12 protein-coding genes are annotated in these 13,627 nt (G+C 71.0%); 1 reads left to right on the top strand and 11 read right to left on the bottom strand.

Annotated features, from left to right (window positions below; genetic code table 11):
- Window positions 1-25: 25 nt before the first annotated feature.
- The 11 genes from P5G50_RS17030 to P5G50_RS17080 all read right to left on the bottom strand — a co-directional run bounded on the left by P5G50_RS17030 (window position 26) and on the right by P5G50_RS17080 (window position 12,406).
- Window positions 26-664, bottom strand: coding sequence for a NeuD/PglB/VioB family sugar acetyltransferase (locus tag P5G50_RS17030; protein WP_301212269.1), 639 nt, complete (start codon window positions 662-664; stop codon window positions 26-28).
- Entirely contained in the window at window positions 661-1,278 is a 618-nt protein-coding gene (locus P5G50_RS17035) for a sugar transferase (RefSeq protein ID WP_301212270.1), read from the bottom strand. The genes P5G50_RS17030 and P5G50_RS17035 overlap by 4 nt, the downstream gene beginning before the upstream one ends.
- Window positions 1,275-2,393 (bottom strand): DegT/DnrJ/EryC1/StrS family aminotransferase, encoded by a 1,119-nt coding sequence (locus tag P5G50_RS17040; RefSeq protein ID WP_363319484.1) that lies wholly within the window; start codon window positions 2,391-2,393, stop codon window positions 1,275-1,277. Before P5G50_RS17040 ends, P5G50_RS17035 begins: the two co-directional genes overlap by 4 nt.
- A gap of 14 nt (window positions 2,394-2,407) precedes the next feature.
- A complete protein-coding gene (locus P5G50_RS17045; protein ID WP_301212272.1) occupies window positions 2,408-4,327 on the bottom strand; it encodes a polysaccharide biosynthesis protein in 1,920 nt (639 codons plus the stop codon).
- Between the two features lie 121 nt (window positions 4,328-4,448).
- Window positions 4,449-6,041, bottom strand: coding sequence for a glutamine-hydrolyzing GMP synthase (guaA, locus tag P5G50_RS17050; RefSeq protein WP_488192649.1), 1,593 nt, complete (start codon window positions 6,039-6,041; stop codon window positions 4,449-4,451).
- Complete coding sequence (locus P5G50_RS17055) at window positions 6,037-6,486, bottom strand: DUF3817 domain-containing protein (protein WP_301212274.1); 450 nt, start codon at window positions 6,484-6,486, stop codon at window positions 6,037-6,039. The genes guaA and P5G50_RS17055 overlap by 5 nt, the downstream gene beginning before the upstream one ends.
- 4 nt (window positions 6,487-6,490) lie before the next feature.
- Complete coding sequence (locus P5G50_RS17060) at window positions 6,491-7,306, bottom strand: SURF1 family cytochrome oxidase biogenesis protein (RefSeq protein ID WP_301212275.1); 816 nt, start codon at window positions 7,304-7,306, stop codon at window positions 6,491-6,493.
- Window positions 7,307-7,363: 57 nt separating this feature from the next.
- On the bottom strand, window positions 7,364-8,758 hold the full coding sequence (locus tag P5G50_RS17065) for a cation:proton antiporter (RefSeq protein ID WP_301212276.1): 1,395 nt from the start codon (window positions 8,756-8,758) through the stop codon (window positions 7,364-7,366).
- Window positions 8,759-8,761: 3 nt separating this feature from the next.
- Complete coding sequence (locus P5G50_RS17070; RefSeq protein WP_301212277.1) at window positions 8,762-9,292, bottom strand: cation:proton antiporter regulatory subunit; 531 nt, start codon at window positions 9,290-9,292, stop codon at window positions 8,762-8,764.
- A gap of 83 nt (window positions 9,293-9,375) precedes the next feature.
- Window positions 9,376-11,250, bottom strand: coding sequence for a glycerol-3-phosphate dehydrogenase/oxidase (locus tag P5G50_RS17075; RefSeq protein ID WP_301212279.1), 1,875 nt, complete (start codon window positions 11,248-11,250; stop codon window positions 9,376-9,378).
- 37 nt (window positions 11,251-11,287) lie between these two features.
- Entirely contained in the window at window positions 11,288-12,406 is a 1,119-nt protein-coding gene (locus P5G50_RS17080) for a GuaB3 family IMP dehydrogenase-related protein (protein ID WP_301212356.1), read from the bottom strand.
- 47 nt (window positions 12,407-12,453) lie between these two features.
- On the opposite strand from P5G50_RS17080, the gene P5G50_RS17085 reads away from it, so the two are divergent.
- Complete coding sequence (locus tag P5G50_RS17085; RefSeq protein WP_301212280.1) at window positions 12,454-13,605, top strand: MalY/PatB family protein; 1,152 nt, start codon at window positions 12,454-12,456, stop codon at window positions 13,603-13,605.
- The last annotated feature ends 22 nt before the right edge of the window (window positions 13,606-13,627 follow it).

Below are 13,627 nucleotides of genomic sequence, written 5' to 3' on the forward strand. Positions count from 1 at the left end.
GTTCTGACGATTCGTTCCGGGTGGTTCAACGGGCGGGCACGCCCTTGACGACGACGCCGGCGGCGACGTCCCTGGTGACGCAGGCCGCGGCTCCGACCGTGGTGCCGGCGCCGACGGTCAGCCCCTGGAGGACGACGCTACCCGCTCCGAGGAGCACGCCCTCCTCGACGCGCACCTCGCCGGAGACGATGGCGCCGGGATTGACCGACGTGTAGTCGGCGAGCACGGCGTCGTGACCGATGACGGCTCCCGGGTTGAGGTGCACGGAGCGGCCGAGCGTCACGTTCGTGGAGACCTGCACGCCGCCGCAGACGACGGAGCCGGCGCCGATGCGCACCCGCGAGCCAAGCTCGGCGCGAGGGTGGACGAGCGTCTCCGGCTGGAGTCCGGCCTCCTGCAGCCGCACCTCGATGCTCCGGCGCACAGCCGGCGAGCCGATCCCCACGACGTAGCGGGCGGAGGGACGCGAGCCGAGCCAGGCGTCGATCGTGCCGAGGTACGCTACTCCGCGGTCGGCGAGCCTGCTCAGCGCGAGCTCGCTCGGGGCGTCATCGACCACGCCGAGGATGTCGTGACGGCCCGGTTCGGCGCGCTCGACGGCCTCGGCGACGTCCAGCGCCTCCCGGCCGAAACCTCCTGCCCCGACGACGACGAGCGCCGTCACGCGACCTCCTCCGGCTGGAACTCGGGCATGGTGGCGTGCCCCTCGGCCGAGATGCCGTCGCGGCGGACGACCGCCAGAGCCGTCTGCAGCAGGATCCAGGCGTCGAGACGGAGGCTGCGGCGCTCCACGTACTCGACGTCGAGCTCGAACCGGCGCGACCACTCGACCGTGTTGCGGCCGCTGACCTGCGCGAGGCCGGTGATCCCGGGCCGCACCTCGTGGCGGCGGGCCTGCTCGGGCGTGTACCGGCGGAGGTACGACACGAGCAGCGGACGCGGCCCGACGATGCTCATGTCGCCGCGCAGCACGTTCACGAGCGAGGGCAGCTCGTCCAGGCTCGTCGAGCGCAGGACGCGGCCGAACCGGGTCAGCCTGGCCTCGTCGCTGACGTCCTCTCCGGGGCGCGGTTCGCGCATGGTGCGGAACTTCAGAAGGGTGAACACGCGTCCGTCGCGACCGGGCCGCGGCTGCCGGAACAGCACAGGACGGCCGAGGTTGCGGGCCACGAGCAGCGCGACGAGCGCGAACAGCGGCGAGCCGACGACGAGCACGATGGCCGCGCTGACGATGTCGAGCGCGCGCTTCACGGTGTCGTAGGGTCGCCTGCGGGTCACGGCCGCGCCTCCAGGAAGGCGGCGATGCGGTCGGTCACCCGGCCCAGCTCGTCCTCGCCGAGGACCGAGCCGCTGGGCAGCGTCACACCGGTGTCGAAGAGCCGCTCTGCGCTGCCGTCGACCACCGCGGTGGCGCCGGCGAACACGGGCTGGAGGTGCATCGGCTTCCACAGCGGGCGGCTCTCGATGTCGTCCTCCGCCAGCCAGGCGCTCAGCTCGGTGGCGCGCCAGCCGGTCACCCGGGGGTCGACCAGGATGGAGGTGAGCCAGCAGTTGTCCTGCGCGTCGCCCTCGCCCTGGAAGATCTCGACGCCGGCGACCGGCGCGAACAGCTCGCGGTACCGCTCGCGGATGGCGCGGCGCCGGGCGATCATCCCGTCGAGGCGTGCCAGCTGCGCCCGGCCGAGGGCGGCCAGGAGGTTGCTCATGCGGTAGTTGTACCCGATGTCGACGTGCTCGTAGTGCGCGACGGGCTGGCGGGCCTGCGTCGCCAGATAGCGGGCGCGCTTGGCGACCTCGCCGTCGGCGGTGAGCAGCATCCCGCCGCCCGAGGTCGTCATGATCTTGTTGCCGTTGAACGACAGCGCGGCGGCCATGCCGAAGGACCCGGCGGCGCGGCCGTCGCGGAAGGCGCCCAGCGCCTCCGCGGCGTCGGACACGACAGGCACGCCGTAGCGGGCGGCGATCGGCTCGATGCGCTCGTACGCGGCGACGCGGCCGAGCAGGTCGACGGGGAGCACCGCGGCCACCGTCACGCCCTGGGCGGCGGCGTCGCTCAACGCCCGCTCGAGGAGCTCGGGCGACATGTTGCCGGACTCCGGGTCGCAGTCCACGAAGATCGGCGTGGCGCCCGTGTAGACGATGGAGTTCGCGGTCGCAGCGAACGTCATGGTCGAGGTGATCACCGACGTGCGGGGACCGGCGCCCGCGGCGAGCAGCGCCAGGTGGAGGGCGGCCGTGCCGGAGCTCAGGGCCACGGCGTGCGCGACGCCGGTGCGGTCGGCGATCTCGCGCTCGAAGGCGTCGACGTCGGGACCGAGCGGCGCGATCCAGCCGGAGCGCAGCGCGCCGAGCAGGAACTCCTCCTCCAGGGCGCCCACGTCGGGCGAGGACATGTAGATCCGGGGGCTCACGAGGCGCTACCGCCCCGGCGGCCCTCGGTGACGTGGCGCGACTCGGCGAGCTGCCGCGCCTCCGCGACCTCTCGCACCTGGCTCACGCTCACCATGTTGGTGTCGGTGTGCCCCTCGGACCAGCGGCGCTCCCACTCCTGGCGGTCGAGCCGCTCGGGGCGCAGCGGGCGGATCCGCGCGTGCGAGATCAGCGGGTGGCGCGGCCGCACGTCGACCTCGTCCTCGCCGATCAGCTCCTCGTGCAGCTTCTCGCCGGGGCGCAGGCCCGTGAAGACGACCTCGATGTCCTTGCCGGACTGCGCGATCATGCGGTGGGCGATGTCGAGGATGCTCACGGGCTCCCCCATGTCGAGGATCAGCACCTCGCCCGCGGTGCCGATGGCACCCGCCTGCATGACGAGCTGGCACGCCTCGGGGATGGTCATGAAGTACCGCGTCGCCTGCGGGTGGGTGACCGTCAGCGGCTTGCCCTCGTCGATCAGGCGCTTGAAGGTGGGGATCAGCGAGCCCCGGCTGCCGAGCACGTTGCCGAACCGGACCGACAGGTATGCCAGGCCAGAGGTGTCCCCCGCCCACGCCGTGAGGCGCTCGGCGACGCGCTTGGAGTGGCCGAGGATGCTGCTCGGGCGGGCGGCCTTGTCGGTCGAGATGTTGATGAACTGCTGCACGCCGGAGGCCAGGGCCGCGTTCAGCACGTTCAGCGTGCCGAGCACGTTGGTCTTCCACGCCTCGCCGGGGTAGCGCTCGAGCATCGGCAGGTGCTTCAGCGCTGCGGCGTGGAACACCACGTCGGGCTTGCGCTCCAGGAACAGGTCGTGCAGCGCCTGCGCGTCGCGGATGTCGGCGAGCACGATGTCGCGCGAGTCCAGCAGGCCGTTGCCCGCGATGTTGAGCTGGGCGTGCTGGAGGCCGGTCTCGTCGCGGTCGAGCATGATCAGCTCCGCGGGCCGGTACTTCGCGATCTGGCGGCACAGCTCCGAGCCGATGGAGCCTCCGGCACCGGTGACGAGCACCTTGCGGCCGGTGAGGTAGCCGCCGATGCTCTCGACGTCGGTGTCGACCGGGCGGCGACCGATCAGGTCCTCGATGGACAGCGTGCGCATGTCGCTCAGCCGCGTCTTGCCGCCCAGCACCTCGTCGAGCTCCGGCAGCACCTTGACGGTCAGCCCGAGCGGCTCGGCCAGGTCGGAGATGCGCTTGAGCAGGGTGGCGTCCGCGCGGGCCACGCACACGATCGCCACGGTCGCCGACGTCGCCTGCGCCGCGGCCGCCATGTCCTGGATGGTGCCGAGCACGGGGACGCCGAGCAGCCGCAGGTTGCGCTTGCCCTTGTCGTCGTCGAGGAAGCCGACCGGGAGGTAGGCCGACTCGGGGTCGGTCAGCATGCGGCGCACCATGATGCTGCCCATGAAGCCGGCGCCGACGATGATCGCGCGTCCCGCATCCGCGTTCACCTTGAGCTTGCGGATGACGTACTGCCGCTTGAGGTAGCGGGCGAGCCCCATCAGGCCGAACGCGATCGGCCCGGCGATGAGCGCCAGGCTGCGCGGCAGGTGCAGCGCAGGGCTGAACGCGGCGAGCGGGAGGGTGATGATGACGGAGACGCAGGCCACGGTCACGGCGACGGCGGTGGCCTCCTCGAAGCTGCCGTAGGTGTACCGCCCCCGGTACACCCAGAACAGCCAGCCGAGCACGAGCTGCAGCAGCAGGACGACGACGCACGCCACCAGCACCGGGAGGATCTGGATCTGCGTCACGTTGAAGTCGTAGCGGAAGATCACGGCGACGAAGATCGCGACCACCCAGGCGAGCGAGTCCGCGAGGTACTGGCTGCCGAAGCGTGCGACGAGGGACTCGCCCCGGGCGCGGGTCTCGTCCTGGACGCCCTTAGCCCACAGCCGATCCTTGAAAGTCATAGCGAAGCCATGCTACCTAATCCCACGGCCAGACCTGGAACGCGCCGTCTGCCGGAAACGGGAAAACGGCCGGAACGCACGCGTTCCGACCGTCTCCCGACCCTCTTCGTCGCAGAGGATCTCACTCCCACTCGATGGTCCCCGGCGGCTTCGACGTGACGTCGAGCACGACGCGGTTGACCCCGTCCACCTCGTTGGTGATGCGGTTGGAGATCGTGGCCAGCAGGTCGTACGGCAGGCGCGTCCAGTCGGCCGTCATGGCGTCCTCGCTGGAGACCGGGCGCAGCACGATCGGGTGGCCGTAGGTGCGGCCGTCGCCCTGCACGCCCACCGAGCGCACGTCGGCCAGCAGCACCACCGGGCACTGCCAGATCTCGGTGTCGAGACCCGCCTTGGTGAGCTCGGCGCGCACGATGGCGTCCGCGTCGCGGAGCAGGTCGAGCCGCTCCTGGGTGACCTCGCCGACGATGCGGATGCCGAGGCCAGGGCCGGGGAACGGCTGCCGGGCGACGATCTCCTCCGGGAGGCCGAGCTCACGGCCGATGGAGCGCACCTCGTCCTTGAACAGCGTGCGCAGCGGCTCCACGAGCTCGAACTGCAGGTCCTCCGGGAGGCCGCCGACGTTGTGGTGGCTCTTGATGTTCGCGGTGCCCGTGCCGCCGCCGGACTCCACGACGTCCGGGTAGAGCGTTCCCTGCACCAGAAAGCGGATGGGGTCGCCCTCGCTCGCGGCCTCGGCGATCAGGTCGGCCTGCGCCTGCTCGAACACGCGGATGAACTCGCGGCCGATGATCTTGCGCTTGGTCTCGGGGTCGCTGACGCCCGCGAGCGCGGTCAGGAACTGCTCCTGCGCGTTCACGGTCACCAGCCGGATGCCCGTGGCCTTGACGTAATCCTCCTCGACCTGACGGGCCTCGTCCTTGCGCAGGAGGCCGTGGTCGACGAACACGCACACGAGCTGGTCGCCGACGGCCTTGTGCACGAGCGCCGCGGCGACCGCGGAGTCGACGCCGCCGGACAGCCCGCAGATGACCCGGCCGGAGCCGATCTGCGCCTGGATGGCGGCGACCTGGTCGGCGATCACGTTGCCCGCGTTCCAGTCGGCCGGGATGCCGGCCGCGCGATGCAGGAAGTTCTCGAGCACGGCCTGGCCGTACGCCGAGTGCTTCACCTCGGGGTGCCACTGCACGCCGTACAGCTTGCGCTCGTCGTTGGCGAAGGCCGCGACGGGGGTGCCGGGGGTGGAGGCGAGGACCTCGAAGCCCTCCGGCGCCCGCGAGACCGAGTCGCCGTGGCTCATCCACGCCGTCTGCTCGGTGGGCTGGCCGTCGAGAAGGACGCCGGTGTCGGAGATGCGGACCGCCGTGGAGCCGTACTCCCGCTGCCCGGTCTTGGCGACCTCCCCGCCCAGCGCGGTGGCCATCACCTGGAAGCCGTAGCAGATGCCGAGCACGGGCACGCCGAGGTCGAGGATCGCCTCGTCGAGCTTCGGCGCCCCCTCCTCGTACACGCTGGAGGGCCCGCCCGACAGCACGATGCCGGCCGGGCGCTTCGCCGCGATCTCGGACGCCGTGACGGTGTGCGGCACGATCTCGGAGTACACGTTCGCCTCGCGCACACGCCGGGCGATCAGCTGCGCGTACTGCGCGCCGAAGTCCACCACGAGGACGGGACCCTGCGGCGCCGCCGCGTCGAGTTCTGGGTTCGTGCTAATTTGTCGCCTCCACGAGCTTGGCTGCCTCGGCCTCACGGCCGGCCAGGTAGGTCTTGACCTGCTTGCTGACCCGCGCCTCCACGAAGAACGAGAGGAACGGGACGACGCCTCCGAGCGCGATGGTCACGAACCGGATGAACGGCCAGCGCATCAGGCTCCAGAGGCGGAAGTCGGAGATCAGGTACACGACGTAGAGCCAGCCGTGCGCGATCAGGATGCCGGTGCTGAGGTCGAGCCCGGTCGGCGCGACCGCGGTCTCGACCGGGACGAAGGTCAGCGCACCGTAATTGCTGAAGGCGAAGAGCTGGAGGCCGAAGCCGTACTTCAGGATCATCTCGACGCACAGCAGCAGCAGCATGATGCCCGTGACGTAGGCGAACACCTGGTAGAACCGGAGCGCCCCGCGGATCTTCGGGAAGTCTTCGAGCTTGGGAGCGAGGGGCATGGGGCTATTCTACTTTGCCCGCCGCAGCCTGCTCCGCGGCCTGATCCGCGGCGGCCTCCTGCGCCTCCAGCTCACGCAGCTCGTCCTCCTTCTGCTTCGCGTCCTTCACGAGGCGGTACCACATGAAGACGGCGAAGCCGGCGAAGATGATCCACTCGGCGGCGTAGAAGATGTTGAGCCAGTTGAGCTCCTGCTGCGCGATCGGCGGCGGGGAGTCGATGTCGGTCAGGCCGGTGGGCGCGCTGCGGTCGACGACGTAGGCGGCGTAGACGTCCATCCCGTCGACGCCGGTCCACAGGTTGTACAGCGCGCCGACGCCCACGGTCCGCATCGCGAAGGGCGCGTTCTCCCTGTCCTTCGGCAGCTCGGGCTGCTCGTCCGGCAGGATGCGGCCCGTCACGCGCTCCTTCGTCGCCGGCTGGTCGGCCAGACGTGCGGCGGCCGCCTTCGCCGCCTGCTCGGTCGGCGCCCAGCCGCGCGCCACGGCGAGCGCGACCGGCTTGCCGTCGGCTCCGGTGACCGTGGCGTGGCTGACCACCCACCAGCCCGTGCGGCCGTCGTTGATGCGGTCGTAGAGGAGGTGCTCGTCGCCGGGCACGAAGGTCGCGTCGAACTCCACCAGCTGCCCGACCGCCTCGTCGCGCAGCGGGCCGCCCGGCTTCGCGACGTCGGCCAGCGGGAGCACGGTCTCGGTCGGCGCCTCCACCGCCTTCCCCGACTCGACGGCGCGCTCCAGCTGCCACTGGCCCAGAGCCGCGAAGCCGGCCGCGAGCGCGAGCGCGAGGACGAGCGCCCCGATCCAGCGGGGGCGCAGCATCATCTGGAACAGCGTGGTCTCGCCCGTCGTGGACGGGCGGCCGGGGGTGGTGTCGATGGGTCAGTCCCGCTTTCGGTCGCCGGAGTCTTCCTGCTTCGCGGCCGGGCCGGAGGCGCTCTGCTCCAGCATGGCCTGCTCGACGATCCGGTCGACGGCGGCGGTGGTGTCGTCCGCTTTCCGGTCGTCGCGACCGGACTCGGGAGCGAGGTCGGCGGTGGCCGCCTCGACCAGCGCGATCTCCTCGTCGAGCATGGGATCGCGCTTCGGCTTCTTCCTGCGCCTGGTGGGCGCGCCGGTCCTGAGGATCATCCCACCGATCTTCTCGGAGTTCGCTGCGAGGACCGGCCCGATCACCGCCATGATCAGCACGTAAAGGCCCGCGAAGGGCTGGATGCGCTCGTCGAGCCCCGCGCTGATCGACAGTGTCGCGAGGATCAGCGCGAACTCGCCGCGGTTCTGCAGGATGACCGTGGTGTTGATGCCGGCCTGCGCGCCCATCCCGTTGATCCACGCGACGAACTGGCCGGCGAGGATGTTGAGCACGATGGTCATCGCCACCGCGATGAGCACCGGCCCGAGCACCGACGGGAACTGGGCGGGGTCGAGCTCCAGCCCGAAGTTGAGGAAGAAGAACGCGGCGAAGACGTCGCGCAGCGGTATCGCGATGTGCTCGATCTTGTTGCGGTACTTGGTCGCCCCCAGTACGAGCCCGATCAGGAACGCGCCGATCGCGTCGGTGACGCCGAGGATCTCGCCGATCCCCGCGAACAGCACCGCGAAGCCGAAGAACAGGATCGTGAAGAGCTCGTCGTCCTTCGTGCGGAACAGCCGCGACACGAAGCGTCCGCCCCAGCGCGCGATCGTGAACATCACCACGAGGAAGGTGAAGGCGATCGCCAGCTTGCCGACGACCGGCCAGAAGTCCGTCTCCCCGCTCAGCACGACCGACACGATCGCGAGGTAGATGGCGATGAAGATGTCTTCGACGACGGTGACGCCGAGGATCATCGGCGTCTCGGTGTTCGGCAGCCGTCGCAGGTCGATCAGCAGCTTCGTGACGATGGCCGACGAGGAGGTCGCGGTCATGCCCGCGATGATCAGCGCCTCCCTGGTCCCCCAGCCCACCATGAAGCCGAACGCGAGGCCGACCCCCATGTTGATGACGATGTAGGAGCCGCCCGAGATGATCAGCTTGCCGAAGTTGCCGAAGAACTCGTCCTGGTCGAACTCCAGGCCCAGGTTGAATAACAGCAGGATCAGCCCGAAGATCGCGATGAGCTCGATGTAGTGGCTCTCGAAATCGAGCGGGAACCAGCCGGTGTGCGGGCTGGCGAGCAGTCCGACGACCATGTAGACGGGGATCGCGGGGAGACCCACCAGCCTGCCGAGCCGCCCCAGCACGTAGGCGACGAGCAGGAGGATGCCGAGGATGATGAGGTCTTCACCGAGATGCATCGATCAACCCCCCGGCGGAGCGTCGACGGTGGAGCGGGCGGCGACTTCGCCGGTCCGGAAGAACGAGAAGGCCTTGGCGACCTTCTCCGGCGTGCCTGCGACGACGAGCGTGTCGCCGGGGAACACCTTGAAGTCGGGAGCGGGCGCCGGGTTGGCGGAGTCCCCCCGCACGACCGCGACGACGGTGAGACCGACGAAGCCCCTGTCGCCCGGCTGGCCCAGCTGCTGCCCGGCGATGTAGTCCTCGTAGTCGACGGTGAACCAGTCGATGCTGAGCCCGGGGATCTGGTCGAGCGCCGTCAGCGACTCGGTGATCTGGGTGCCGCCCAGCAGCTCGGCGAGGGTGTGCGCCTCGTCCTCGCTGAGGCGCAGCGAGACCTTGGTCACGTCCGCGCCGTCCTCGTGGTCCGAGAACGTGATCAGGTCGCTGTGACCCGAGCGGTGCGCGATGACGCCGACCTTGCCGCCGTCATCGGTGACGAAGGTGTGCAGCACCCCCACTCCGGGGAGCTTCACCCGTCGTACGTCGACCATCTGCCGTCTCCATCCGCCGTTCCAGTGGTTCCTGTGGGTTCTCTCACCCTATCGAAGCGGTCTGAACGGAGCCGGGGCGCCGCTCAGCCGTCCGTGGTAGGAGCGTCCTCCGCGCCGGCGCCCGTCACGCCGGACGCGTCGGCGTCGGCCTTCGAGGGTGCTCCCGTGCGTGCCGTGCGCGTCTCCTTGAGGGCCTGGGCGTCGACATCCACGATGTCCGGCGCCTCCAGCCGCACGCGGTCCGCGGACTCGTCGTCGGGCTGCAGCTGGCTGGCCCGTTCGGCGGCGACGCGCTTGAGGTAGGTCTGCACCTCACGCTCCTCGCGCTCGGCGTCCCAGCCGAGGACGCCGGCCATCAGCCGCGCGGCGACGGGCGCCGCCGAGACGCCGCGGTCCCACGCCTCGATGGAGATGCGGGTGCGGCGAGCGAGCACGTCCTCCAGGTGCAGGGCGCCCTCGTGCGACGCCGCGTATACGACCTCCGCGCCGACGTAGTCGTCCGCGCCGGGCAGCGGATCGGCGAGCGAGGGGTCCTCCGTGATGAGCGCGAGGATGTCCTCGGTCATCGTGCCGTAGCGGTTGAGGAAGTGCTCGATGCGGGCGACGTGGAGGCCGGTGTCGGCCGCGATCCGCTTGCGGCGGTTCCACGCGGCCTGGTAACCCTCGGCGCCGACCAGCGCGATCTCCATCGTCGTGCTCTCGGGGATCTTGCCGTCGAGCGCGTCGACGGCCGCGTCGACCGCGTCCTTCGCCATGACCCGGTAGGTCGTCCACTTGCCGCCGGCGATCACCACGAGCCCCGGCACCGAGTGCGCGACGAGGTGCTCCCGCGACAGCTTGGAGGTCTCCTCAGACTCGCCCGCCAGCAGCGGGCGCAGGCCGGCGTAGACGCCCTCCACGTCCTCCCTGGTCAGCGGCACGTTGAGCACTTCGTTGACGTGCGCGAGCAGGTAGTCGATGTCGGCCGCCGTCGCGGCCGGGTGCGCCTTGTCGAGGTGCCAGTCGGTGTCCGTGGTGCCGATCAGCCAGTGCCGGCCCCACGGGATGACGAACAGGACGCTCTTCTCCGTGCGCAGCAGCAGGCCCATCTTCGACTGGAACCGGTCGCGCGGCACGACGAGGTGGATGCCTTTCGATGCGCGGACCTTGAACTGGCCGCGCTCTCCCACCATGGCCTGCGTGTCGTCGGTCCAGACGCCGGTCGCGTTGACGACCTGCTTGGCGCGGATCTCGAAGCGTTCGTCGGTCTCGAGGTCGTGCGCCTGCACGCCGACCACGCGCTCGCCGACCTTGACGAAGCCCTCGACGCGCACGCGCGTGGCCACGTGGGCGCCGTAGTGCGCCGCCGTCCTGGCCAGGGTCGCGGTGTAGCGCGCGTCGTCGACCTGGGCGTCGTAGTAGGTGATGCCGCCGACGAGTGCGTTCGGCGCGATGCTCGGGATCGCACGCAGCACCTGGCGCTTGCTCAGGTGGCGGTGGTGCGGGACCCCGGGAGGCCGCCCGCCGGTGTACGAGAAGATGTCGTACAGCATCATCCCCGCGCCGATGTAGAACCGCTCCCACACCCGCTTGTGCAGCGGGTAGAGGAACCGCACGGGCTTCACCAGGTGCGGAGCGATGCGCTGGAGCAGCAGGCCGCGCTCGATGAGCGCCTCACGCACCAGCCGGAAGTCGAGCTGCTCGAGGTAGCGGATGCCGCCGTGCACGAGCTTGGAGGAGCGGCTGGAGGTGCCGGACGCGAAGTCGCGCGCCTCCACCAGACCGACGGACAGGCCGCGCGTCACGGCGTCGACCGCAGCGCCGGTGCCGACGATGCCGCCGCCGACGACGAGCACGTCGAGCTCGGAGTCCCTGAGTGCGGCGATCGCGGCCGAGCGCTCGGCGGGGCCGAGGCGCGACGGCTTGGCGACCGTGGGATTCGACGTGACCGTGCTCACGGCGGACTGGGATGTGACCATCGTTGTCTCCCTCCTCGGCCGCGTGCCGGCCGAACGGCTAGTGCGCTTGGTACGGCGCGACCACGACCTCGACGCGCTGGAACTCCTTCAGGTCCGAGTATCCCGTCGTCGCCATGCTCCTCCGCAAGGCTCCCACCAGATTCGCAGACCCCTCGGCGACGGGCGCGGGTCCGTACAGGATCTCCTCCAACGGGGCCACCTGGCCGACCTGCACGCGGTTGCCGCGCGGCAGGTGGGCGTGGTGCGCCTCCGCGCCCCAGTGCCAGCCGCCGCCGGGGGCGTCGGTGGCACGGGCGAGCGTGGTGCCGAGCATGACCGCGTCGGCGCCGCACGCGATCGCCTTGACGATGTCGCCGGAGCTGCCGAGGCCGCCGTCCGCGATGACGTGCACGTAGCGGCCGCCCGACTCGTCCATGTAGTCGCGGCGCGCGCCGGCGACGTCGGCGACGGCCGTGGCCATCGGCGCGTGGATGCCCAGGGTGGAGCGGGTGGTGGAGGCCGCGCCCCCGCCGAACCCGACGAGCACGCCGGCCGCGCCGGTGCGCATGAGGTGCAGGGCCGCCGTGTAGGTGGCCGCGCCGCCGACCACGACGGGCACGTCGAGCTCGTAGATGAACTTCTTGAGGTTGAGCGGCTCGACGTTCTTCGAGACGTGCTCCGCCGACACGGTGGTGCCGCGGATGACGAACAGGTCGACCCCTGCCTCCACCACGGTCTCGTAGAGCTCCTGCGTGCGCTGCGGCGACAGCGCGCCGGCGACCGTGACACCGCCCGCGCGGATCTCCGCGAGGCGCTGCGTGACCAGCTCCGGCTTGATCGCCTCGGAGTAGATCTGCTGCATGCGGGCCGTCGCCTGGTCGGCCGGCAGCTCCCGGATCTCGGCGAGCAGCGGCTCCGGGTCCTCGTAGCGGGTCCAGACGCCCTCGAGGTCGAGCACACCCAGGCCGCCCAGCTGGCCCATCATGATCGCGGTGGTCGGCGAGACCACGGAGTCCATCGGCGCGGCGAGGAACGGGATGTCGAACTGGTAGGCGTCGATGCTCCACGAGACCGAGACGTCTTCGGGGTCGCGCGTGCGGCGGCTGGGCACCACAGCGATGTCGTCGAAGGCGTACACGCGGCGGGCGCGCTTGGCGCGGCCGATCTCGATCTCCATGCTCACGCCCTTCAGTCTAGGCCGACGGCCCTGGCAGAGTGGGTGGGGTGACTCTCCACGCCGACCCCATCGACCTCCTCCGCACCCGCACGAGCGAGAAGTGGACCGCGTATCCCGACGACGTGCTCCCCCTCTTCGTCGCCGAGATGGACTACCCGCTGGCCCCGCCGATCGCGGCCGCGCTGCACGCGGCCGTCGACCGCAACGACACCGGGTACATCGGCGCCGGGCGCGGGCTTCACCACGCCTTCGCCGACTACGCGCGCTCGGCGTGGGGATGGGAGGTGGACCCCGCGGCCGTGCGCACCACCTCCGACATCGGCGTCGTCCTCGTGGAGGCGCTGCGCCGGCTGATCGAGCCCGGCGACCGGGTCGTCATCACGCCTCCGGTCTACCCGCCGTTCTTCTCGTACGTCCCGGAGGCCGGGGGTGTCGTGGAGGAGGTCCCTCTGCTGCAGACGGACGCCGACCCCGGCTGGTCGCTCGACCTGGCGGGGCTCGAGCGAGCCTTCGCGGGAGGCGCCCGCGCCCTCCTGCTGTGCAACCCCCACAACCCGCTCGGGCTGGTGCATCCCGCGGACGAGCTCGCCGCCGTCGCCGAGCTCGCCGACCGCTACGGCGTCCCCGTCGTCAGCGACGAGGTGCACGCCCCGCTGGTGCACCGCGACGCCGTCTTCACCCCGTTCCTCGCGGTGTCGGAGGCCGCACGACGGGTCGGTGTCGCCGCGCACTCCGCGAGCAAGGCGTGGAACCTGGCCGGCCTCAAGTGCGCCTTCTTCGTCACCGCCTCGCCGTCGCAGCGAGCGCTGGTCGACGGCCTCCCGGTCGAGGTGGAGGAGCGCACCAGCCTCTTCGGCCTGATCGCCGCCGAGGCGGCGTACCGCGAGGGCGCGCCGTGGCTGTCGGACGCGCTGGACGCGATCGAGGCGAACCGCCGGCTCCTGACGGACCTCTTGGCGGAGCACCTCCCCGACTCCCGCTACCGCGAGCCCCGCGCCAGCTACCTCGCCTGGGTCGACCTCCGCGCCTACGGGTGGGGCGACGACCCTGCCGCCCGCATCCTCGAAGAGGCCCGCGTCGCCCTGGGCAACGGGCCGCAGTTCGGAAGGGAGGGCGCAGGGTTCGCGCGTATCAACCTCGCGTGCGACCCGAAGGTACTGAGAGATGCGGTGCTGAGGGTCGGTGGGATGCGCCGCTGACACGCAAAAGGGGGGCGGCGCA

This window comes from Leifsonia williamsii (genome assembly GCF_030433685.1).
Lineage (GTDB): Bacteria > Actinomycetota > Actinomycetes > Actinomycetales > Microbacteriaceae > Leifsonia > Leifsonia williamsii.

Coding starts and splice junctions, on each gene's coding strand:
- P5G50_RS17040 (WP_363319484.1), bottom strand. CDS start 2,393: ATGTCCTCGCCCGACGTGGGCGCCCTGGAGGAGGAGTTCCTGCTCGGC.
- P5G50_RS17045 (WP_301212272.1), bottom strand. CDS start 4,327: ATGACTTTCAAGGATCGGCTGTGGGCTAAGGGCGTCCAGGACGAGACC.
- P5G50_RS17055 (WP_301212274.1), bottom strand. CDS start 6,486: ATGCCCCTCGCTCCCAAGCTCGAAGACTTCCCGAAGATCCGCGGGGCG.
- P5G50_RS17060 (WP_301212275.1), bottom strand. CDS start 7,306: ATGATGCTGCGCCCCCGCTGGATCGGGGCGCTCGTCCTCGCGCTCGCG.
- P5G50_RS17065 (WP_301212276.1), bottom strand. CDS start 8,758: ATGCATCTCGGTGAAGACCTCATCATCCTCGGCATCCTCCTGCTCGTC.
- P5G50_RS17070 (WP_301212277.1), bottom strand. CDS start 9,292: ATGGTCGACGTACGACGGGTGAAGCTCCCCGGAGTGGGGGTGCTGCAC.
- P5G50_RS17075 (WP_301212279.1), bottom strand. CDS start 11,250: ATGGTCACATCCCAGTCCGCCGTGAGCACGGTCACGTCGAATCCCACG.
- P5G50_RS17080 (WP_301212356.1), bottom strand. CDS start 12,406: ATGGAGATCGAGATCGGCCGCGCCAAGCGCGCCCGCCGCGTGTACGCC.